Below are 23348 nucleotides of genomic sequence, written 5' to 3'. Positions count from 1 at the left end.
ATCACAAGGAAATCTATGCCGCCTAAATTAGAACTAGGTTCTACGCCGTTTGGCACTTTGCTGGGCACTGCGCCCGGCGGAGTTGCTTCATATTCCAGCGATTATGACACCGCTGATCAAGCCCTTTACCCCAATCGCAGTGCTTATCGAAGTTATTTTGACGGTATCTACATGGGGTATAAATGGCAATGTGTCGAGTTTGCTCGTCGCTGGTTGTATGTTAATCAAGGTTACATTTTTAATGATGTTTCCATGGCCTATGAAATTTTTAATTTACGTAGTGTTAGAGAAATCGCCAGTAATGAACTCCTGCCTTTGCAGGCCTTTAAAAATGGTGCCCAGCGTCATCCTGAAGTGGGCAGTTTGTTGATTTGGGAAGAAGGTGGCGAATTTGTTAATACCGGTCACGTCGCAATAATCACTGAAGTAAGCGATAGCTATGTGCGTATTGTTGAACAAAATATGGACTTTGTGCCATGGCCTGATGGCCGAGATTATTCTCGCGAAATTAAGGTAAAAATAGGGCGTGAAGGCGACTTTTGGATCGAATGCTCTTTCAGTGATGCCACCATATTAGGTTGGATGATTCAAACAGCCGATACTACCCATGCAGAGTTGTCGGAGCCTGAACAAACAGAATTGTTTAACCTTAAACCGGCTACCGCGCACTCCTCTTCCCATGCCTTTAAACCGTGGCTCAACATAGCTAATGATGATGAAGCGGCTTATGTAGATATGATGAAAGGGCATTGGCTTACTTCGGTTGAAGACGATCACCTTAGTTATTACATGATGTCACAAAGTGCACAAGAAGCCCTTGAATCAGCCACGGATGAGCTGCATGGCTTATTTATGCATGCAACTGACTACGTATTACAACATGATGAATTACTGTATTCTTTTGGTCTACCAGACTCAATTTTGCCCCGCATTAGGCAATCGTGGGATAACCGACTGAATCAATTAATTACCAGCCGATTTGATTTTTCATTGTCTGAGCAAGGTCTTAAAGTCTACGAATACAACTGCGATTCAGCCTCTTGTTACATGGAAACAGGCAAAGTCCAAGGTAAATGGGCCAAACATTTGGGTCTTAAACATGGCGAAGATGCAGGGGCCGAGTTATTTGCTGAATTAGTCAAAGCGTGGCGCGAAAGTGAAGTAGAGGGCTTAGTACACGTTCTGCAAGATACTGATCCTGAAGAAGACTACCATGCCCTATTTATGCTTTCTGCTATTGAGGCTGCCGGTCATAAATGCGTGCGGGTGGTTGGTTTGTCTTCCCTAAGTTGGAATGAGCAGGGTGATATTGTTGATACCCACGGTAACAAGGTTAAGTGGGTATGGAAAACATGGGCCTGGGAGACCGCTCTTGATCAACTGCGCACGGAACAAGATGAGCAACAAGCGATCACCGATAAAATTCGTCCTCCTGGCAGCGTACCTAATTTGAGCGATGTATTGCTGCGCCAAGAAATCATGGTGTTTGAACCTCTGTGGACCCTCATCCCCAGCAATAAGGCGATACTACCTGTGTTGTGGTCACTTTTTCCAAACCATCCTTTATTGCTCAATACCAGTTTTGAACTCAGTCCTGAACTTGAAGCCAGCGGTTATGTGGTCAAACCCATCGTAGGGCGTTGTGGAGCCAATATTCAACTTATCGATAAAGATAATAAGGTCTTGGCTGATAAGGGCGGCGCTTTCGGTGACAGAACCCAAATATACCAACAGCTTTTTCCTTTGCCCAAAGTGGGTAAATATTATGTGCAAGTTTGTACGTTTACGGCTGCAGGTAATTACGCCGGCAGCGGTGTAAGAGTCGATCGTTCAATGATTATTGGTAAAGACAGCGATTGCATGGCATTACGAATAGATGATGATTTATCCTTTTTAGATGAGTAGTACACTGTGAATACAAGCCAAAAGGCCTTAGAGCAAATAGTAAATTGTCAATCAGACCTGCCCGAGTCGTTTATTGAGCTGTTGCGCACCTTAATGCGAAGCCCGAGTGTAACTGGCGCAGAACATTCTTTTTTTCGGGTATTGCAACGAGAATTAGAAGAACGCGGAGCCAAAGTAACTTGGTATGAAGGTTTGCTGGTGGCTCAGGGAAGTAAACCAGATTCGCGCATGTTTTCAGCGCATATAGACCGTCATGGCTTGGTATGTACTGGGCCGAACGAATTCCAATATGCCGCATTTGTTGCAGGTGCACGCTCTGATTTGCTGGGTAATTCGGTCAGCGAGTCTTTAATGCAAAAAATTGTTGATCGCTTTGATGCAGAAAGCGTGTATGCCTTCGAACCTTGGTCCGGGGCGTATCGCGGTCGCGGAAAAATCACTGGCGCATACATTTGTGAGTTTCGAAATAACCTAATTTTTCAAGTTGATGGGCTTGAACATTTAGTCGCGGGTACGCCAGTAGCCTTTACCGATAAACTTAATATTACCGAACATGCTTTGGTTGGGCAGCTCGATAATGTGCTCACCACGGCCGCATTGGTTCACCTGTTTGAAAATGGTTTTGAAGGTACGGCGTTTTTTACTGCGCAAGAAGAGGCAGGAAAAAGTTGGCGCTATCTGCTTGAGTGGTTTAGGCGGTTTGGTGGCTCAACTAACAATCTGATTGTTGTTGATACCAGCCCATATCCCGACTTAAACACAGCGAAACAACAGCAACTAGTACTGCGCAATAAAGACGCTAACGCTGATTTTAATGAAGAATTGAATCAAGAGCTGGTAAAAATTTGTCAGCGTCTTGGTGTGAGTTATCAATTTAAAGATGAATATGTTGCCGCTCAGAATCGTATTCACGAACAAAAAGGCGAGCCACTTTCGTCATACGGATCCACTGAGATGGGCCGGATTATTGCTGCTTCAAACGGCTTGGTAGACGGTACCACTTTGCAAATACCCTCAAGTGGTTACCACACCATGTCTGAGTCTGCACCCTTAGGATCGGTAAAAGCATTTTTGAGTATTTTGAATGAGTTAGCCAATATTTGATCATCTCAACGTAACGTTGTTGAGCCTTTAGTTAACGCGTTAATTTGTTAGCGTACAATTCACTTAAGATAAGTCATGAAACTAAAGATAAGCCATGTCAATATTTACTGTTACGAACGTCCGGTGGAACTGACCAACCATCAGCTTATGCTACGGCCGGTTGAAAGCCATGGGCTACGAATTTGTACAGAAAAGCTTGAAATTTATCCGGCACATAACGTGAGTTGGAAACATGATGTGTTTAACAATTCGGTCGCACAGGTTTATTTTACCGGCAAAACTGAGGAGTTACGGATTACATCAGAATACACGGTCGAACAGTTTAATATTAATCCGTTTAACTTCTCTTTGGATCTTTACGCGAACCTTCTTCCTTTTGATTATCAGGGTGAAGACCTCATCGATTTAGCCCCGTTTTTAATTCGTCAATACCCCGCAGATCAAGCAGTACTTGACGAGTGGCTAGGACCTCGCCTCGAGCCTAATGGAAAAACAGAAACCTTACCGTTTTTACTGGCATTGAACGAACATATAGCCAGCCACTTTAACTATGGCCGCAGAGAAGAGCCTGGTGTGCAAAGTCCAGCTCAAACATTGGCATTAGGCAGTGGTACGTGTAGAGACTTTGCATTGCTGCTGATGGAAGCAGCGCGGCACTTAGGGCTGGCTGCTCGATTTGTCAGTGGTTACCTATGTAGTTCAGACAACGAAGCGGTAGATATTGCGGCCAATGCGACCCATGCGTGGGCCGAAATCTACCTTCCTGGTGCTGGCTGGAAGGGATTTGATCCCACCAGCGGCATTCTCGCGGCAAGTTTACATGTACCTGTGGCGACAACTAGAAATCCAGAACAAGCTACGCCAATTCGCGGAAGTTACCTTGGCGATGCTAAACTTTTTAAAGAAATGCGTGTTTGTATTGAAGCCCATATCATTGAATCTTAATTATTAGTGGAAAAAAACGTGAAAGAAAATATCAATATCCAAGGATGTCTGGCAGACGCTAAACTCGCTGCGCAAAATTTGATTTTGACTCAGGGGGGCGAGCCTACTTTTGTGCCTTATGACACGACCGCCCCAGAGTGGAATTTAGCCGCATTAGGGCCACAGAAGCTAAAATTTGCACGGTTAATGGCGCAAGAATTAACGTCGACCCTGTTTAAAGGGGCGGTGGTGATGCAATCGTTTGGTAAACACTATCCGGGTGAACCCTTGCCTCGATGGCAAATAGGCATCTATAAATCTCGTAGCCAGGCCCCCTTATGGAATGACCTTAATCGATTGCGCTTAGGGCAAGAAACCATAGCACCGGGTGATCCTGCCATGCCAAAACAATTTATTGCTGATTTGGCAGCAGAGTTAGGTCTAGCAGATACGAGTTTACCCGCTTACGAAGATTTGGAAGCTAAACTTAAGTCCATTGGTTCTGATGAAACCACCCACTTATTACCACGCTTCAGTCGCAGCAAACGCGCTTTTATTTCACGGCCTTTACCGGATGACCTCGATCAAAAATGGCAAAGCTACTTTGAACCCGCGGGCTGGGTATTACCGCTAGATCATGACGATGAAAAGTGGTCAACCGGCGAATGGAACTTGCCAGATGGCGATGACCTCACTTTATATCCTGGTGACAGCCCTGTAGGTTTGCGTTTACCCTTGCATCGCTTACCCGAAGGCGCTATTCGTCGTGGACTTTCGGTAGAATTAAGAGATCAGGAACTGATTGTTTTTCTTCCTCCTTTGCCCAGCTTTGCTTGTTTTGCCGAGCTGGTAAGAACGATTGAAAAACTGACCGTTAAGCTTAATCTGCCACCTATCCGCTTAGAGGGTTACACCCCGCCTCGTGATGAAGATTTAGAATCGATGGCACTCACCTCTGACCCAGGCGTGTTGGAAGTGAATTTACCTCCTGCAGATAACTGGCCTGACTTTGAGCGTGTGATCCGTGGCATGTATCAAAGTGCAGAATCTATTGGGATGCGCGCGCTCAAATACCAACTCAGTGGTCGCCAAGTAAGCACGGGCGGGGGGGCACACATTGTAATGGGTGGGCCAGACTTAGATCATAATCCCTTTATCGAACGCCCAAATTTATTGAGCAGTTTTTTGCGGTTTTTACAGCAGCATCCCTCCCTGTCTTATGCATTTAGTGGCTTGTTCATTGGTCCTTCAAGTCAAGCTCCGCGTGTCGACGAGAGCGCCCATGAACTGCCCTATGAGCTGGAAATAACCCTCAAAGGGATTGAAGAAATGAGTCAACCGGGTCAGCCATGGATGATCGATGCGCTGTTACGTAACTTGCTTATGGATTGGAACGGTAATACCCATCGCGCTGAGTTGAGTGTAGATAAATTTTATAACATTAATACGGGCAATGGCAGGAGCGGCTTAATCGAGTTTCGTGCGTTTGAAATGGTACCCGAGCCTGAGCCATTACTTGCAGCCAACGTGTTGTTGCGTGCTTTGGCGGCCTGTTTTGCAGAAAAGCCTTTCACCTCGCCTCTGATTGATTGGCGTGAGAGCTTACATGACAAATTTATGCTGCCTTATTTCTTACGTCAGGATTTGCACTCAGTCATCGCTTACTTAAATGAGCATGGATTTTCATTCGAGCAGAATGTGTTCGAAGCTCAACTTGATTTTCGATTTCCGCTAGTGACTCAATTTAGCAGCGGTGCAATTAAGTGGACCCTGCGTCATGCGATTGAACCTTGGCCAGTTATGGGCGAACACGAAGGAACAGGACGAGTAGTTGACAGTACAACCGATCGCTTAGAATTATTGGCCGAAGGCGATTTTGCTCAGGCCGGTTTGATTGCCAGTGTGAACGGTATTCGCATACCCCTCCAACAGGTCTCTGAGCATTCAGCTGTAGCGGGGATTCGGTATCGCTTGTTTGATAATCCCTGGGGGCTGCAACCCCATATTACTGCGCATTCACCCCTTAATATTCTTATCATTGAACAGGCAAGCAATAAAGTTGTGCATGCCTTTGATTATGTGAACTGGAAATTATGGGGCGAAAAATATGATGGTTTACCGAGCAACCAGCAAGAAGCGCGAGCAAGGGTCGGTGAACGACTTATCGACCGCTCAGACTTAGTTGGTTCAGAAGCCACTGTTAGGGATTTACCGCCATCTGTGCGCTTACTTTACACCCTTGATTTGCGCAGACAATAAGGTTTTAAGCTACACCTAGCCTGTAAGCATCATGATCTGATTACAGGCTAGAGCAGATATTGTTTAGTATCGTTGTTTGACATCAGATCACCTCTTTTCCTCAGGAAACACGGACAATGCCACATTCTCTATTATTACAACAGCTGCAATCCATTGCTGGTCAGCAGTTTGTTTTAAGTGATGAAAAAAAATCGCGCCCATATCGTTTGGGTTGGCGATCTGGTGGCGGCACTGCCTTAGCCGTGGTGCTGCCTCAAGATTTGCTTAGCTATTATCGTGTATTAAAAGCCTGTGTTGAGTACAAGGCCATTATTATTATGCAGGCGGCTAATACGGGGTTAACCGAGGGATCAACGCCAAGTGGTGATGATTACGACCGCCCTGTTGTGGTCATTAATACTCTCGCCATGGACCAAATAGTGTTACTTGAACAAGGACAACAGGTAATCAGTTTTCCGGGTACAACCTTGTTTAGTTTAGAAAAGAAACTTAAACCACTAGGACGAGCGCCACACTCGGTAATTGGTTCTTCTTGCCTTGGTGCATCAGTGGTTGGCGGTATTGCGAATAACTCAGGCGGCGCACTGATAAAACGCGGCCCTGCCTACACAGAATTGGCCTTATTTGCGCGGATTAACGAGCGAGGAGAATTGCTGTTAGTTAATCACCTAGGCATCGAGCTAGGCAATGAACCGGAAGAGATATTACAGAATTTAATGGCCGGTAAGTTTGCAACCACAAATTTAAAAAAAGGAGTGGCCTTGGCCTCTGATCAAGAGTATCAGGAGCGAGTTAGAGGGGTAAACGAGAACTCACCAAGCCGTTTTAATGCAGACCCAAGACGTTTATTTGAAGCCAGCGGTTGTGCAGGTAAATTAGCTGTATTTGCCGTGCGTTTAGATACCTTTGCCATGGCCAAACAAGAAAGGGTTTTTTACATTGGTAGCAATGACCCGCTTGTTCTAGGTCAATTACGCCGGGACATATTGCAACATTATCGTCACTTACCTGAGGTGGGTGAATACTTGCACCGAGATATTTTTGATATTTCCGCCAAGTATGGCAAAGATACATTTTTAAGCGTGAAACATTTAGGTACAGACCGCTTACCTGCTATGTTTACCTTAAAAGCTCGAATCGATGGCTGGCTTAAGGACTTACCGTGGTTGCCTGGCCACCTTACTGACAAAGTAATGCAACTCATTGGGCGAGCGTTTCCACAGCATTTACCTAAACGAATGCTGCAATTTCGGGATAAATACGAGCATCATTTAATTCTAAAAATGAGTGACCTCGGTATTGCTGAGGCGCAAGCTCACTTAGCGCGTTTTTTTCAGCAACATCAAGGTGACTATTTCGAATGTGATGCCACCGAAGGCGCCAGCGCCTTATTGCATCGTTTTGCCGCAGCGGGCGCAGCCATGCGATATCAAGTGATGCATCAAGATTCGGTGGGCGAGTTGTTATCATTGGATATCGCGCTGCGACGCAATGATATCGACTGGTTAGAAACACTGCCACCTGACCTTAATCAGATAATCGATAAAAAACTCTACTATGGGCATTTTTTCTGTCACGTCTTTCATCAAGATTACATTTTGAAAAAGGGTGTGGAGGCGAAAAAAGTCAAACAATACATGCTAAAGCTCTTAAATGAACGTGCAGCCAAATACCCCGCAGAACATAACGTGGGGCATTTGTATGAGGCTGAGCAGAGCTTAAGAGAATTTTATCACCAGCTTGACCCTACCAATAGTTTTAATCCCGGCATTGGCAAGACGGATCGCCAGCAGCGTAACTGCAGCTGCCAAGTATAAATATCGTGTCAGAATTTGAGGCTATGCTTAACACTGACTGCAGAACACTGAGACAACCATGAACCTAACTGAAATTATCGCCTTTTTTAACGAACCCTTATTTAACGTTCAAGACAAAGCGATTTCCCTCGCCGATCTTTTGCTCATGCCCACCGCTTTGTTTATTGGTTATTTGCTGATCAGCTGGACCATTAAATTAATCACTACTCGCATGCGCAGTAAAGGTGTTGCGCCTGATGTTGTGCATTTAGTTAGACGTATCCTCTTTATCCTGGCCTTTTTAGCGTTATTTATCACTACCCTCGATTTAATTAACGTACCGATTACCGCCTTTGCATTCTTGTCGGGTGCGGTGGCTATTGGTTTTGGCTTTGGGGCGCAAAATATCATTAACAATTTCATCAGTGGTTGGATCTTAATGTGGGAGCGTCCGATCCGCATCGGTGACTTTTTAGAAGTGGGTGATGTGAAGGGCAATGTTGAAGCTATTAATACTCGCTCGACCCGCATTCGCCGTACTGATGGCGTGCACATGATGATACCCAACAGTGTGCTATTAGAAAATACCGTGGTCAATTGGACTCTGGTAGATAATATGACGCGCACAACAGTAAGTGTGGGCGTGGCTTATGGCTCGCCGTGTCGTAAGGTGGCTGAGTTAATTGCCCAAGCCGTGGCAGAACAACAAGACGTGTTAACCACACCAGCACCCGTCGTCATTTTTGATGATTTTGGTGATAACGCCCTCATGTTTGTGGTGTATTTTTGGATGAATGCGAGTGTTGAAGGGCATCTACGCATGATCCGTAGCAACATTCGTTACCGTTTAGATGAGCTATTTAATGAGCACGACATTTGTATTGCCTTCCCGCAACGGGATATCCATGTGGATGGGAAGTTAACCATACAAAAGGCGCAAGAGTGTTAGTGTTACTTCTACTTGTCTGAGACCACGATTACTCAGCAAGTAGCAGCTTAGTGCTGCTATACATGGCCCTAAAATAAGCCATTTTAGCCGATTGAACAGGAAATCAGCGGTTAAACACAAATTAGGTAAAAATTAGCGGCTAATTTTAGCTTTTTGGTTATTATCCGTTTTAGTCGTAATGATGTGGTTTAAGGAGGAACGTTGTACAGAAGAATAATATTGATAGGGTGTATCGCACTTTGCGGGTCAATCTTAACCGGTAAAGAAGTTGTCGCCGAACAAATTAAGACCTTGACCTTCGCTGTTAACTCTCCGGGTTCACGCCCCTATGCGTATTTTGATAATGAAGGTCAGCGTTACCACGGTTTAGTGGCTGACTTTTTTGCTTTTACTGCACGAAAAAACCTGCTGAGAGCAAATTTTGTCGATTCTAATCGAACACGAAGTGAGCAGTTTTTAAACGAGGGCAAAATCGATATTTTATTAGCGAATACCAATTGGTTTGCTAATAGTGAAAATTTAATATCGAGTATGCCTATTATGCAGCACCAGTCATATTTATATGGTTTACGCCCATTTTCTGAAAATTTTTCTCTTGAGTCGCTAAAGCATAAACGAATATGTACCCGCACTGGTTTTGTGTATACCGGATTGGCGCCTTTCTTTCAGCAACAAAGCCTGATTAGAGTGGATTCAAGTAATCAAACTGCAATGGCGGCTATGTTGGCGAAAGGCCGCTGTGATTATGCTGTCATGAATAACTACAATGCAGCGTTGACCTTTTCAGACGCCCAGTTTTGTACTGTTACTATTTATCAATCACCGACGCCAACAAGTGCTGTGCCCTTGTCTTTCGTCATTCGTCGGGATATGCAGTCGGTTAAAACGATCATTGACCAACAATTACAGGCTTATATTGATAGCGGAGAGTTTACTGAGTCTCTTAATTTTCACTCCAAAGACCTACACTTTCCCACAACAGCGACTTGCAGAGCAAAGTAATAGGCCTACGCTTTTTTGGTTTTTTGCTTAAATATGGGGTTAAGTATCTGATCATACTCATCTATTTTAGCGACTTGAGCTTCAGTTAAAGGACAGTCACTTACTAAGCTTTTGCACTGCTCATACACGTTAACGTGCTCATCTTCCAAGCGTATATCAACCGCGATTTTAGCAATGACTTTAAGCAAACTTAGCGCAATATTGGTATTTTTAGGCGTTAATACGAGAGCTTGTTTTAATAGTTCGTAAGACGGTTTGTAACGTTTACTGCGATAGTGGGCTGAGGCCATATCAACCAGTTCTTTGGGCGAATAATGAATTGAGGCTCGTTCTTTGCTCTCTTGTTCTATGTATTCGTTTATTACTTGGGCAGTAAAAGAATCACCTTCTATTTGCGTTTTAATATCGTCTAACAAGGCCAAAGACTGTTCCCAGTAACCGAGTTCGTGAAACGCCTTTACCTTGTCTAAGGTATCTTCAATAGAATGATGTTGTTTGATATTGAGCAACTCTGAAACAATGGCTTCGGCGGCTTTTTTGTCATTTTTTAAATTAAGCATACGGGCGCTAATTACACTGAGTTGCTCGCCCAGTTGGTTTTGTGCGCCAAAGTCACTTTGTAACTTAACAAGGTCTCGCTCAGTTTTGCTTAGTAATTTAATACTTTCAGGCCCTGACAGCGTACCGGCTAAATCGATAGCTGCCCGTATTACATTTAAGCTTAAATGAGGTGAATCGTGTATCGAATTTTTGGCATATTTGGCCATATTCTGAGTGGCCATATACTGGCCCTGGCGATCATGATTTAGTCGGGCTAAGTTCCATGACTTTTTATTTCTGGCAATATTACGAGGAGCAAGTTTGGTTGCCTCTTTGATAATTTCGTAGCCTTTTTCGTAGTTCTCTTTTTCGATGTAGTACTCGGCTAATACATCGTAGGCCGTAAATCGGGTGTCATCTCGCTCTAACAGTTGATTGAGTAGCGCTTGTGCCTCTGCAAATTTATCTTGTTTGAGTAAGCTGCGAGCTAAGTTGACTGAAATCCAGCCGTATTTATATTGTCCAAGTAGTTTTTTATACAGGTTTTCGGCCTGCTCAAATTGTAAAAGTGATAGCAGACAATCGCCAATCACTCGATTTATTTGTGGATGGAACTGAGCCAGCACGGGGTCAGCAAGTTGACGCTCAGCATAATAAATGGCTGTGGCATATTCTTGCTTGTCTACGCAAAAATTCAGGCGATAGAGGCGTTTTTTAATTTCGAATAAATAACTAAAACGTTTTTCAATCTTATGGCGATCTAAGGGCTTAACCCAAAAATCACTGGGTTGTAGTTCAACGACACAATTAACTAAACCAGAGGACGTATCGGCACTTAAAAATACCACAGTGGTGGTTTTAGTAATAAAACCCTTGAGTTTCATTTCTTCTAATAAGTTAAATCCGTCTTTGTCACTTTTTACGTCAAATGAAATAAGCACCACATCAAAAGTCATTTCTTCGCATAAACGAAGCGCAAAATAGGCATTTTCAGCACTTTGAACATGTTTGATATTCAGTTCCATCAACGCTGACTTGATGACATCGTGGACAAGTGTTTGTCCGTCGATAATCAAGACCTTTTGTGCTTCAAGGGGCTTTTGTGGGGGTATTTCTATCACGTCTTAGTTTTCCAATTTTCTTCGGTTTTTAACAACTTCCAGTGAGTGCCAATAGACTCAACACTAAGACCATCAATTTATGGGCAAGTAATCGTGTAACTTAGCCCTTAACTTTACTCAGCGCAATACATCGATTGTTAAATTGTAATATATGAAAGGACAACATGAAAATCGCGCGCTAACTGGGTATGGCGGGTGCTATCTCGGGCTTGCTGCTCGCAAAGCGCAGGGTTTGAAGCAAAATCAACTGCTGACGACAAACAATAGCGGATGCGGCGGGATATACCTAATACACTCCCGCACTCGTGACAGTTAGTTAATGATAGGTAGGCCCCATGCTTGTTGTTTTGCCAAATACTCTGCTTTTGGCAAGGCGACATAGCGAGGGCTTTTTGTCGGATCTAACCAAGCCAAGAGGCGGTCCATGTCGGGCTCTGACATCGCAGTGCAACCGGCTGTTGCCACACCAGGACCAAACCACATATGCAAAAAGATACAGCTACCTTGCCCACTAATATTGGCCACATTGTGGTCAAGTACAATGCCCTTTTTGTAGATGTCTTGATTATTGTTATGAATATCGCGGCGCATGGGTTCAGTCGAGTCTTTAACCGCGTCTTTACCCACCAAATTCTCATCAACTATTTGGTTATAAAAAGAAGAACCATTCACATCAATGCAATAGTTACTGGCGGTCATAGGGGTATAAGGCATAGCAGTATTTAACTGTTCTAGGTAGCCAAAGGTATGGCTTAGATCAAAAACACCAGCAGTGGCTTTACCATCTCCTTCTTGTTTGTAATAGCCCTTTTGCGCTGAGTGCAATCCTAAGCCCCAAGCGAGTCCGGTGCGACCGATATTGACAGCAAAGGCTTCATCAACCGCTTGCCAGTGATTATTTTGCCACTCAAATTTCTGTAAGGTGGCCGTGTTCGCTTCCCAATCATCCGCAATAACTAATACCAGTTGCTGGGTATCAACACGCTGCAGCAGGGGCAAGTCAGTTTTAGGCTGACTTACGCAGGCGCTAAGTAAACTTGCCACGCTAAGGCTTAGCATAATAAGGGTGTTGCGTAAGGTTAAAATGGCCATGTTAACTCCTGTAAACCGTTAATGCCGTCAATGCCTAAACCGTGGCCTTGACCTAATTGAATATGTGAGTGGTTAAAATTAACGCCACCTACAACAGGATCATATTTACCCAGTGTCGGGCCGTCTAAGTCAATCAAGGTAATACTAGACGCTTTGGCACTTGCTAAATGTGCAGCAGCAGCAACACTGATACTACCTTCAAGCATACAGCCAATCATACAGGGAATGGCGTACAATTCTGCCAAGTCAGCGATTTTAATGGCATTGCTCAGTCCTGCACTTTTCATCAGCTTAATGTTAATGATATCTGCCGCACCTGTGCGGATCAGTTCGATGACCTGCAGCGCAGAAAAAGCGCTTTCGTCGGCCATGACTGGTGTAGTAATACGTTCGCTGATATAACGCAAACCGTCGATATCTGTATTTTTCACGGGTTGTTCAATCAGTTCAAGCTCAACTCCGCGGTGCTCTAATTTTTGCATCGCATAGACGGTCTGCTTGGCAGTCCACCCTTGGTTTACATCAAGTCGCATAGTCGCTTGTTTGTGCAGGGCTTGATAGAGGGTACTGACTCTGTTGATGTCGTCTTCGATATCAGTACCAATCTTAATTTTAAGTATGTCAAAGCCTTGGGTGATAGCGAGGTGAGCGTCAGCCAGCATTTTATCGATATGATCAACGCTGATGGTTACATCTGTACGAAGTTGGGTTTTTCCGCCGCCTAAGACCTTATAAAGAGGCGCTTGCAAGTGCTTTGCCCATAAGTCGTATATGGCGATTTCGATGGCCGCTTTAGCGCTACTATTACCGATGATGGCATGTTGGATACGTTGGCATATCGTATTAAGCTCTTCGATATCCATACCAATAATTCGCGGCGCGATCACATTGGCGATGGCATAAAACATTGAGCCATGAGTATCGCCGGTAATCACTGGTGTGGAAGGGGCCGCACCATAACCAACTTGGCCACAGTCGGTTTCGACTATCACCACTAAGTCACAAATATCTTGTACGGTGCGAACGGCCGTTTTAAACGGTGTTTTTAATGGTACATCTAACTTAGCAAAGCGAACTGCGGTGATTTTCATAGACGTTTAGCGCTCTTGTTTGCTGGTCAGGGTAATGCGTTTAATATTATAGATTTTGTCTAGATAAGTCGTTTGTTTGTTTAACTGTAATTTAATTAAAGGCGTAACGGATACGGCGTTTAATACACCACTGTAATAATCGCCATCGGGTGTCCAATAAGCTAAGCCTTTAACATCATGGATGACAAAAGGTTGACCGTTTTCTTTGCCTAAATACACCATAACATGACCAGGAATATAGATGAGATCGCCAACCTGTAATTGATCGATAACCGCCATTTTTGCCGCAACTTCAGTTGAGGCATTGAAACGAAAGTTAGTACCGTATTCTCCCTTGCCTTGTTGGCCTGAATTACGGGGCATTAAGATACCGAACGTTTTATAAATTTCGCCTACAAAGCCGGTGCAATCGCGGCCATTATAGTCGTGTCCCCAGCCATAACGTTCTCCTAAAAACTTAAACGCCTGAGCAATAACATGCTTTGGGGTAAACTCAAGGTAACCTTGCTGGACATCTTGAGTGCGCCCAATTAATGCGGTTTTAAAACTAAGGCTGCCGTCCTCGTTTCTGGTGGGCAACTCAACTTCATAATTGCCCGCGGTACTTTGTCCGTATAATTCTTTGTGCTGTTGTCCAGCACTTAGTAGTGGCAATTTGACGCCCATATCCAATTGTACTTGCGAGATTTTTGGCTCATTAGGCACATAAGAGGTGAAGACTTTTGCCCCTGTTATCATTAAAAAGTCGCTCTGATCAGTGTATTGAATCAATGCTTGTTTATCACCAATGGCAATAGCTTCTTGCTCTACCCACGCGAGATAGTTGTAGTTTTGCACCAAAAACCACTTATTGTCGGTACTGCTAAGCAATATAGCGACCGCTTCACCCGGGAACACTGCGGTTTCTTGAAAGCGGTCTAGATCAAGATCCATTTGCTCGTTGTAAACTTTATCGAGGGTGGGAAAGGTGCGCATGGCTGAGCGTTTCACTACCAGACCAAACTGCACCGCATTCATTTTTTTTATGGATTGAGTATTAAGGTTGTCGAGATAGTGTTGAAAATGCGATTGGGTCAGTTGTGTGCCATCGGCGTAAAACCTTGCACTGCTTGGCACTGCGCTTATACGGGATAGTTTTCCTAGCAGCTCAACCTTACTAAGACTATCTGCTGTTTGTAGAGGCTGTACCATGTGTTCATTGTGGGTAAATAGTAGCTGATTAAAGGCTTTAACTTGGCTGTTTTTCATCGACATCCATTGATCCTGTGTCAGCTTTTGCTGCCAATATTGCGCATTGAGTTGTTTATCGGAGATATCTGGAATGTTGCTCGCACCATGAGTCATGTAACTCAAACAACTTAACGTGAGCATCATGACTACTCGACGCCAAATAGCTTTGTAGCAGGGCGTTACATTGCGATTTGTTCTTAATACACTGAACATATTTTTTTACTCATTTTGGTTAGGCGTGTGGGCACATATGCAGCTAAACCCACGATTAATGCTTTTTAACAGACAAATTAGCCTTACAGTAAAGTAAGTATGCAAATCGATTGCCTAAATAATATAGTATTCTAGTAAGAGGTTATCATAGGAATATTTATTTCAACAAGGCTTAGCTGCAAATAGTGTTAGTCGCTCAAATTGGTTTTAAAGATTGACTATCAACAGGCTTACTTGTTTACTAATAAATTATTCTTTATTTTCTGTTATTTTTGAATAGAGCAGCTGATTCGTTAGCAACTTAGTGCGCGTCATTCAGGCCTAAAAGGGATGCAAAATGCAATGTTTGTTCACTTACCAATGGGGTGAGTTATTTCACCTATGTCAAGTACACAATAAGGAGAAGGCAGCTTGATTACTTCATCGTTTATCTACGTTACGGCATTACTCGTCATTGCTGCTTCGCTTAAGTTACTTGAAACCAACACTCGTTGGCGTTTATTTGAGTATTTACCTGCCATCGTGTCGTTATATTTTGTTGTCATGTTGTGCTCGACCTTTGGCGTGTGGGAAAAAACCGAAGAGATTAACAACGCCTATAAAATGTTGCGCAACAATTTGTTACCGGCCATGATATTTTTGATGTTATTGGATGCTGACTTACGGCAAATCAAGCAATTAGGCGGCAGAATGTTGCTGGCCTTTGTTATTGCCGCAGTGAGCATCGCTATTGCCTTTGTGATCGCATTTACCGTTTTTCAAGGGTATTTGCAGCCTGGAGCCTGGAAAACCCTAGCAGCCTTAAGTGGCAGTTGGATGGGGGGCACCGGCAACATGGTCGCGATTCAATTGGCGTTAGACGTACCGGATTCAAGTATGGGCTATACCCTGTTGATCGATTCTATCGATTACGCCATGTGGGTCATGTTCTTGTTGGCCTTAGTGCCTCATGCAAAACGGTTTAACCGTTGGGTAAAGGCAGATAGTCAGTTTCTCGAAAAAATTGGCGCTAACATCGAGTTGGACAACGAAAAAGGTCCTGTTAATGCTGGCGGATTATTAATTTTACTAGCCATTGCTTTGTTAATGTCAGCTTTAGCACAAAGTGCTGCTCAGCTTTTACCGACGTCTGCGTACTTTACCAGCACAGCCTGGACGGTGTTAATTGTGACTTTGGCTGGTGTCATCTGTGCAATAACGCCTTTGGCTAAAATCGCAGGCGCCAGTCAGTTGTCGATGTTAATGTTGTATTTAATTATTGCACTGATTGCGTCACGGGCTAATTTTGCTGAACTCACACAGGCTCCGGTTTACATTATTTTGGGCCTCGTCATACTGGCGATACATGCTTTAATTATGGTCGTGATGGCCAAATGGTTGAAGCTTGATCTGTTTACTTGTGGTGTGGCCTCTTTAGCTAATATTGGTGGTGTGGCGTCAGCCCCTATTTTAGCTGCATCTTATTCCAAGGCCTTGATCCCAGTTGGCGTATTGATGGCCATGGTGGGCTATATAATAGGTACTGGTGGCGGCTTGCTGGTGGGCAAAATTCTATCTTTTATTGCCAGCTAAGAGGTTCAAAAATTATGTTGCAGCACTAGGGCTTTTCTTGTGGCACACTGCGATATCTTCCCTTGTACTGCTTTTAAAGGATAACCATGCACCAGCCATCAGCAACAGAACAGGCAGCATCAATACTGCTGGCAAGGCGTCTAAACGCACAAAAAGGTGAGGTGCTAGCTGCTCATTGCCGCCCTACTGACAATCAAAGCGCCTTTGCCATACAGCAGGCAGTCACGCAATTATGGTGCGAACAATGCAAAGACAGTGTAGGTGCATGGAAGTGTTTACAGCCCATTGAGGGTAATTGGGTCGTTGCGCCTATTTTTACCAGCACCATTGATACTATCGCACCTGTTAGTTTGTGGCCTGACAACAATGTGGCGCGGATTGAACCTGAGTTAGCCTTCTATTTTGCCCATGCCTTACCTGTGCGCGCAGAGCCTTATTTACCCGCTGAAATTGATGCTGCTATTGGCCGTACTCATATGGCCTTAGAGCTTATTTATAATCGGTATGTGCCCACGGCCCCTATTCATCACTTTGATAAATTAGCAGATGGTTTGGTTAATCAAGGTTTGTATGTAGGCCCACAAGTTGATGCTGAATTGGCGAAACAGGCCAGTAATATTGATATCACCCTTAGTTATGCCGATCAAACTCAGCCCTACAGCGCTAAACACCCTAACGTAATCCCGCGCGCACCCTTGTATTGGTTGGTAGAGTTTTTACGTCAGCAGGGCATTGGTATCGAGGCCGGGCAAGCTGCCATTACAGGCTCTTATGCAGGGGTGTTTGATGCACCTATCGCATGCGATATGACGATCAAGTATGCAGGCTTAGGCGAGATGCACGTGCATTTTAAAGCGAAAACCCAATAGTCTTTCAATGTTAATGGTCGATTGAGCTGCGAGCAATCAAACTTATTCTTGCATCGCAACGTATACCCATTAAACGTATTAAAGGACGACCAATGAAAAATCTTATTCTGGCTTTGTTTTTGAGTATTGGCTTGATGGGGTGTTCAAGTTATGAACACCCCGGCCAGCTTGCGGTTGGTGATGCCATGTTAGTGGTGACAGGGCAAAGTCTAGCGGGTGAAAAGGTCACTATTCCCGATGATTTCAAAGGCAGCAAAACGTTGCTGTTATTCGGTTACAAGCAAGACAGTCAATTTGATATCGACCGCTGGCTTATCGGTTTGGACATGACAAACACAGCCCTTAATGTGTACGAGATCCCCACCATTCAGGGCATGTTTCCCCGAATGTTCAGCACCTTTATTGACAGTGGTATGCGCTCAGGTATTCCAAAAGAGTTATGGAAAGGGGTCGTGACGGTGTACGAAGACGGCGACAAAGTGCAAGAATTCACCGGAAATCAAAAACCCAATAATGCCCGGGTGATGTTATTAGATGAACATGGCACTATTATCTATTTCTATGACAGGGGGTTCGCGGTTGATGCCTTAAATGCTGTTCGGGCACTGCTGTAAAGAATCGTCCAGGAAACTTATTTGTTAGTACTTACTTACTTCTAAATTCGACGTAAATCTATTTTTAGCACAATCGGCTTCTTATTTAAGGAGCGGGTTGATTGCCTATTTCTCTCATCCAGACGTTTCTTATTTCGTTTTGTGATGCGACAATCCATTCATCATACCGATACAACTAAGGTCCATGTGACCAACACCGGATATTCATGACTTGGGTATTATGTACCGTTTTTGCCACGTTTATGCAGGCGTGGCGCAATGCCTTTCAGAGTCAACTCGGGCAAACCGTTAAAGTCACGGGGGTAACGCTTGCGCGTTTTATTTGGGCGGGACCCATAGCTGCGATCTATCTTGGTTTGCTGTATGCCATTGAGCCCGTTGCGATGCCGATTTTTAACACTCAATATTGGCTGTACATTATTGGCGCAGCGGTGACGCAGATCGTTGCAACTAGCTTAATGGTTAGGCTTTTTAAGATGAATAACTATGCGATAGGCGCTGGACTGGCAAAAAGCGAGGCCATTGTTGCTGCTGTGTTGGGGATGTTGTTTTTTGGTACAACCTTGTCATTTTTTGGATGGTTAGGGGTTTTTATCGGTGGCTTGGCGGTATTTTTGATGAGTGCAGTCAAGGGTGTTAAAGGGCTATCACTAGCAACTGTTGCGATGGGTTTAGCGTGTGGCAGTGCCTTTGCGTTAACTTCACTGTGGGTTAGAGAGGCCAGTTTGCAGCTAAATTTATCCTTTCCTTACAGCGCCGCTTGGGTATTAGTTATGGTGATCAGTCTGCAAACATTGGGCTTGGTCAGCTACTTATGGCTCAATGACAAGGGGACATTACGGGCCCTAATGCAACGGCCAAAATTAACCTTACTGACCAGTGTTAGCAGCTGTTTAGGCTCAATCGGCTGGTTTAGTGCGATGTCGATTCAAAATGTGCCCTATGTAAAAACCTTAGGGCAAATCGAAATCTTTTTCACCTTACTGATTTCAAGCTATTGGTTAAAACAAAAAGTGCAAATCAAAGATGCCTTTGCTTTGGTTTTAATTGCCTTAGCTGCATTATTGGTTATCTGGGGATAGCTCGCCTTTCATTCAGATTCAATGATTTTAGTAAAGTTTAAGTCTTGAAAATCATAGCTAAAATCGATGTCACTTGACTCTGGTAACATAGTCATGCCACTTACCTCACCTTTTTGATTGCGGGTAAAGTGCATTATCGCATCCGCTTCTAAGCTGCGATCGTGCCAACGGATAAGCAGCGAGTCATGGCCAAGGCGGTACAAACTGCCGATCAATTTTTCTACTCGTTGTGAGTGAATTAGCAGACTGCCATCGGCATGTGTTGCTATAACAAAGCGGCCTAACCATGGATCGACATAGGTACCAAGATAGTCGCTGTTTTCTGACTGACTTATATTAGCTGTGGGGTAGCTTACTAGGGGGGGTGTATTCATTTTTTTGCTGGCTTGAGGCGAAGTCTTTGGGCTAAATTCGGCCATCCAATCGGTTTGTGTATCACCCAAAAAAGGTTTCATGATGGAATACATCAGAGCACTGCGTGCCGCGCTCGACTGCTGGTTGGTTAGCACAACAAAGCCTAAATCTAATTCGGGAAATAAACTCACAAAAGAATACATACCGGCCAAACTGCCCGTATGATGCACTTGCAAAGTACCGTTCATATCATTCACCCGCCAACCTAATGCATAAGCACTAAAATGGCTGTTATCTCGGCGTTTACTGCTGGCAGACAAGGGCATAATGGTTTGAGGTTGCCACATCATCTTATGCTGCGCTTGACTAAATAAACCTTGCTTGGCGTCAATTTTGCCTTCAGCTAGTTGCACTGTTACCCAGCGCAGCATATCGTTGAGGCTACATTGAATACCACCAGCAGGCGCTGATACGCTTGGCTTGCTGTAATCAATCGCGCGTATTATGGCCTGTAGCTTGCCGTTAACCATGCCATGTGGGGTGGCAAGGTCTTGTTGTTTGGCTTCGCTCACTTGCCCAGCAAAACAGTGGTTCATGCCAAGAGGGCGCATAATGCGCTGCTCAACAAATTGCTCCCAACTTTGTCCAGTAACGGCAGGAATGATTTCTCCTGCAACGATATAAAGTAAATTGTCGTAGGCGTAATCTGCGCGAAATTCACCAGCGGGTTTCAGATAACGTAGATTATGCATTACTTCTTGGCGGCTAAAGCTGGAGGGTTCTGGCCACAACATTAAATCGCCTGCGCCTAAACCTAAACCACTACGATGAGTTAACAAATCGATAAGGGTAAATTGCCGACTGACCCAAGGGTCATATAGCTTAAAATCCGGCAAATAGCGTTGTACCTTGCCATGCCAACTAATTTTACCTTCGTCGACCAAAATCGCTAAGGCAGCGGTGGTAAACGCTTTGGTATTAGAGGCAATTTTGAAAATACTGTCAGCGTCAATAGGGTCGGGTTTACCAAGGGTTTTGAGCCCAAAACCTTTGGCGGCAATCACTTGGCCGTTTTGAACAATACCAATGGCCGCGCCTGGTACTTGAAAATGCTGCATGATAGCGTTAATTTTATCTTCGTTTATTGCCTCTGCCTGACCATTCATGGTGATACACCCAGCTAACAAGAATAGGGCTACACGAACCTTATTTCGCTTAATCATTTGTAACTCCTATGGACGTTCAAGTAAGGCTTCATAGACCAAACTGATCACGCTACCGTATTTACCCGTTTCAAATAACTTGCCATTAAACTCGCGGCCCTTACCTGCTTCGCGCTCAACAATTTTACTGTGCCGAGCATTAGTCAGCAAAATAATGGCTAGATCGTATGCGGGGTCGATGACTGTGACCGTGCCTGTCCAGCCGGTGTGACCATAGGCATAAGGGCTAGCATAGGGCCCAAAGTGCCACTTACTTTGACCTTGATCAGCTCGGCGCCAGCCTAAACCAAAACTACTGTCTCCCTCTTCTGGTTTAGTGAATTTAGCTAAAACTGCGCGGTCAAATACCTTAACACGGCCGTAACCACCGCCATTTAATAGAGTTTGAGCAAGAACGGCTAAGTCGTCTACGTTAGAGAATAAACCGGCATGGCCAGCAACACCTGCAAAAGAGTGGAAGGCTTTTTCATCATGCACCTCACCTTGTAATACATGCTTTCTCACATTAGTAAAGTCTACTGAGCCGTCACGGGTATTCCCCTGAATTTCAGTGGCGGCAAACTGCTGTGGTGCAAAGCCCTTATGCAAAGGGTTAAACAAGGTATTGCTTAGATTAAGTGGATGATAAATATCTTGTTCAACGTAGCGGTCTAGCGACATTTGGGTCACCCGTTCTACAAGTAAACCTAACAACATGTAATCTGTGTCACTATAAATGGCTTTGGTTTGACGCCCGGTTTCAAAGGGCACACGACTGAGCAAAAGGTGCTCAGTTTGTGCTTTATTTTGCGAGAAAAAGCGCGGACCAAGCTCGTTATCCTTGGTAAAAAAACGCACTTGAGGCGAATACCCCGCGGTATGAGTTAATAAATCTCGCACTAAACGGCTTTCTCGTCCCTGGCCTTGGTATTCTGGCAAGTATTCACTTAAGGGGCGGGTGACATCTATCTTACCTTCTGATACCAACTTCATTAGGGCAAAGTTGGTGGCAAACATTTTGGTGTTTGAGGCTAAATCAAACAGCTGGTTAGTCTGCATCTTTACGGCTTGATCAAGGGGCAATCCACCATCAGCAAATTTGCGGGCATAACCATAAGCACTGCGTTTTATAATCTTGCCTTCTTTTACTACCAACAACACTGCACCCGGAAAACCGTCGGCGACATCTTGATTAATAAGCTCATCCACTTTGGCAAATGTAGTTAGGTACTGTCCAGTGGCATCGTGCAAGGTCGGATAGGGGATCATGACCTTAACCGAGCTCCCTTCTGGTCGTACGTTTTCTACTTTTAAGGTGTTTTCACCTGTTTTTGTGCGCCTCGCTAAGCTGTATTCATAACGTTGATAAGGCTGTAGCGCACTTTCTATATTGAGTTTTTGACCATTGATATAGATGTCGGCACTTTGTGCATCAATATTGTCAATAATGATCTGACCTTCACCTTTGTATTCCTTAAACACCGTGCGATCGTTTACCCATTCTCTGGTGCTGCGATCCACTGTGGGAAACAACTCGTTTACCTGATAATAAGCTAAGGTACGAGGTGCTACAGGCGGCATTTTTTCTGCTTCGTAGCGTTTCATCAGGGCGTCGATACGACTTGGAAAATACTTTTCAATTAATGCAAATAGCACTGCCGCGGTTTTGCTATCTAACTTACCGCTAACTGACCAAGGCAAAAAATGCATCTGAAAAGCTGATAAGGTATCGAAGGTCGCGCTATCAATTATCCCCGTTTCGGTTATTCCGTAACCATAGCGGTTCAAGGCATGCTGCATTAAGCCAATGCTGATGGGAGACTGATTAAATATCTGCCAATATTTTTGTAAGGTATCGTTGTCGTACCAGGCACCAATACCTGCTTGATATAATTGGTACCATGGAAACCGAGGGCCAGGGTCATTTTTACGGGTTGGTGCAATATCAGAATGACCCACTACCGCAGTGGGTGAAATATCTGGGTTGCGAGCCAGAATATCTTGGGATAGCTTGATTAATAATTCGATTTGTTTTGGATCGTAGTCAGGAAACACACACAGTCTGTCAATGGAGTTTTCCCGCTTTGGGCCAGAATTGCTGGCTTCGTCGCGCATACAATGAGGCACATTGACGATTTCGATGCCGATGCTTTGGTCGTTTAAATCTTCACGCCCTTGCCAATAACTATTGCCAGCGTGCCATGCTCTGCCTGACTCTTCCACTAACTGAATGACTTTTAATTCACTGTCTTGATAACTCGGATCGTTACGCTCAGGAATTAGGTAGTGTGAACTTAAGCCCCCTTCTTCTACTAAAGCCTTGACCGATTTTTGATAATCAATCGCCGTATAATGCATGACTAAAAATTTAATACGCTGACTGTAATTTTTAGACTGCATGTAAGATAAAGGCAGGCTTGAACAACTGA

17 protein-coding genes are annotated in these 23348 nt (G+C 44.3%); 11 read left to right on the top strand and 6 right to left on the bottom strand.

Annotated elements, in window-relative coordinates; all coding sequences use genetic code 11:
* Positions 1–15 precede the first annotated feature (15 nt).
* The 7 genes from gss to NWQ57_RS16795 all read left to right on the top strand — a co-directional run bounded on the left by gss (position 16) and on the right by NWQ57_RS16795 (position 9939).
* Positions 16–1905, top strand: a complete 1890-nt coding sequence (gss, locus tag NWQ57_RS16825; protein WP_306023326.1) for a bifunctional glutathionylspermidine amidase/synthase — start codon at positions 16–18, stop codon at positions 1903–1905.
* A gap of 93 nt (positions 1906–1998) precedes the next feature.
* Complete coding sequence (locus NWQ57_RS16820) at positions 1999–3009, top strand: peptidase M42 (protein ID WP_306023339.1); 1011 nt, start codon at positions 1999–2001, stop codon at positions 3007–3009.
* Between the two features lie 75 nt (positions 3010–3084).
* Entirely contained in the window at positions 3085–3954 is an 870-nt protein-coding gene (locus tag NWQ57_RS16815) for a transglutaminase family protein (protein ID WP_306023325.1), read from the top strand.
* An 18-nt stretch (positions 3955–3972) separates the two neighbouring features.
* Positions 3973–6192, top strand: a complete 2220-nt coding sequence (locus NWQ57_RS16810; protein ID WP_306023324.1) for a transglutaminase family protein — start codon at positions 3973–3975, stop codon at positions 6190–6192.
* Positions 6193–6308: 116 nt separating this feature from the next.
* Complete coding sequence (gene dld, locus NWQ57_RS16805) at positions 6309–8009, top strand: D-lactate dehydrogenase (protein ID WP_306023323.1); 1701 nt, start codon at positions 6309–6311, stop codon at positions 8007–8009.
* Between the two features lie 58 nt (positions 8010–8067).
* Positions 8068–8937: a mechanosensitive ion channel family protein gene (locus NWQ57_RS16800; RefSeq protein ID WP_306023322.1), complete on the top strand. Its 870-nt coding sequence runs from the start codon at positions 8068–8070 to the stop codon at positions 8935–8937.
* 201 nt (positions 8938–9138) lie between these two features.
* Complete coding sequence (locus NWQ57_RS16795) at positions 9139–9939, top strand: ABC transporter substrate-binding protein (RefSeq protein ID WP_306023321.1); 801 nt, start codon at positions 9139–9141, stop codon at positions 9937–9939.
* Positions 9940–9944: 5 nt separating this feature from the next.
* Here the strand turns inward: NWQ57_RS16795 and NWQ57_RS16790 are convergent, their stop codons facing one another.
* The 4 genes from NWQ57_RS16790 to NWQ57_RS16775 all read right to left on the bottom strand — a co-directional run bounded on the left by NWQ57_RS16790 (position 9945) and on the right by NWQ57_RS16775 (position 15157).
* A complete protein-coding gene (locus NWQ57_RS16790; protein ID WP_306023320.1) occupies positions 9945–11600 on the bottom strand; it encodes a response regulator in 1656 nt (551 codons plus the stop codon).
* Between the two features lie 312 nt (positions 11601–11912).
* Positions 11913–12692, bottom strand: a complete 780-nt coding sequence (locus NWQ57_RS16785) for a L,D-transpeptidase (RefSeq protein ID WP_306023319.1) — start codon at positions 12690–12692, stop codon at positions 11913–11915.
* A complete protein-coding gene (locus tag NWQ57_RS16780; RefSeq protein WP_306023318.1) occupies positions 12680–13783 on the bottom strand; it encodes a dipeptide epimerase in 1104 nt (367 codons plus the stop codon). The genes NWQ57_RS16785 and NWQ57_RS16780 overlap by 13 nt, the downstream gene beginning before the upstream one ends.
* A gap of 6 nt (positions 13784–13789) precedes the next feature.
* Positions 13790–15157 (bottom strand): C40 family peptidase, encoded by a 1368-nt coding sequence (locus NWQ57_RS16775; RefSeq protein ID WP_306023317.1) that lies wholly within the window; start codon positions 15155–15157, stop codon positions 13790–13792.
* Between the two features lie 480 nt (positions 15158–15637).
* On the opposite strand from NWQ57_RS16775, the gene NWQ57_RS16770 reads away from it, so the two are divergent.
* The 4 genes from NWQ57_RS16770 to NWQ57_RS16755 all read left to right on the top strand — a co-directional run bounded on the left by NWQ57_RS16770 (position 15638) and on the right by NWQ57_RS16755 (position 19363).
* The gene (locus NWQ57_RS16770; RefSeq protein ID WP_306023316.1) at positions 15638–16798 is read left to right on the top strand and encodes a DUF819 domain-containing protein; all 1161 of its coding nucleotides are present in this window, start codon (positions 15638–15640) and stop codon (positions 16796–16798) included.
* An 86-nt stretch (positions 16799–16884) separates the two neighbouring features.
* Positions 16885–17667, top strand: coding sequence for a hydratase (locus tag NWQ57_RS16765; protein WP_306023315.1), 783 nt, complete (start codon positions 16885–16887; stop codon positions 17665–17667).
* 92 nt (positions 17668–17759) lie between these two features.
* On the top strand, positions 17760–18281 hold the full coding sequence (locus NWQ57_RS16760) for a hypothetical protein (RefSeq protein WP_306023314.1): 522 nt from the start codon (positions 17760–17762) through the stop codon (positions 18279–18281).
* A gap of 206 nt (positions 18282–18487) precedes the next feature.
* Positions 18488–19363 carry a multidrug transporter gene (locus NWQ57_RS16755; protein ID WP_306023313.1) on the top strand — a complete coding sequence of 292 codons (876 nt, stop codon included), beginning with the start codon at positions 18488–18490 and terminating at the stop codon, positions 19361–19363.
* A gap of 8 nt (positions 19364–19371) precedes the next feature.
* Here the strand turns inward: NWQ57_RS16755 and NWQ57_RS16750 are convergent, their stop codons facing one another.
* Positions 19372–20940: a serine hydrolase gene (locus NWQ57_RS16750; RefSeq protein WP_306023312.1), complete on the bottom strand. Its 1569-nt coding sequence runs from the start codon at positions 20938–20940 to the stop codon at positions 19372–19374.
* A gap of 9 nt (positions 20941–20949) precedes the next feature.
* On the bottom strand, positions 20950–23348 hold a 2399-nt coding region (gene pbp4b, locus NWQ57_RS16745), incomplete at its 5' end, for a penicillin binding protein PBP4B (RefSeq protein ID WP_306023311.1).

It is taken from the genome of Paraglaciecola sp. (assembly GCF_030730205.1).
GTDB lineage: Bacteria > Pseudomonadota > Gammaproteobacteria > Enterobacterales > Alteromonadaceae > Paraglaciecola.
This window is presented reverse-complemented; position numbering and strand designations above follow the sequence as displayed.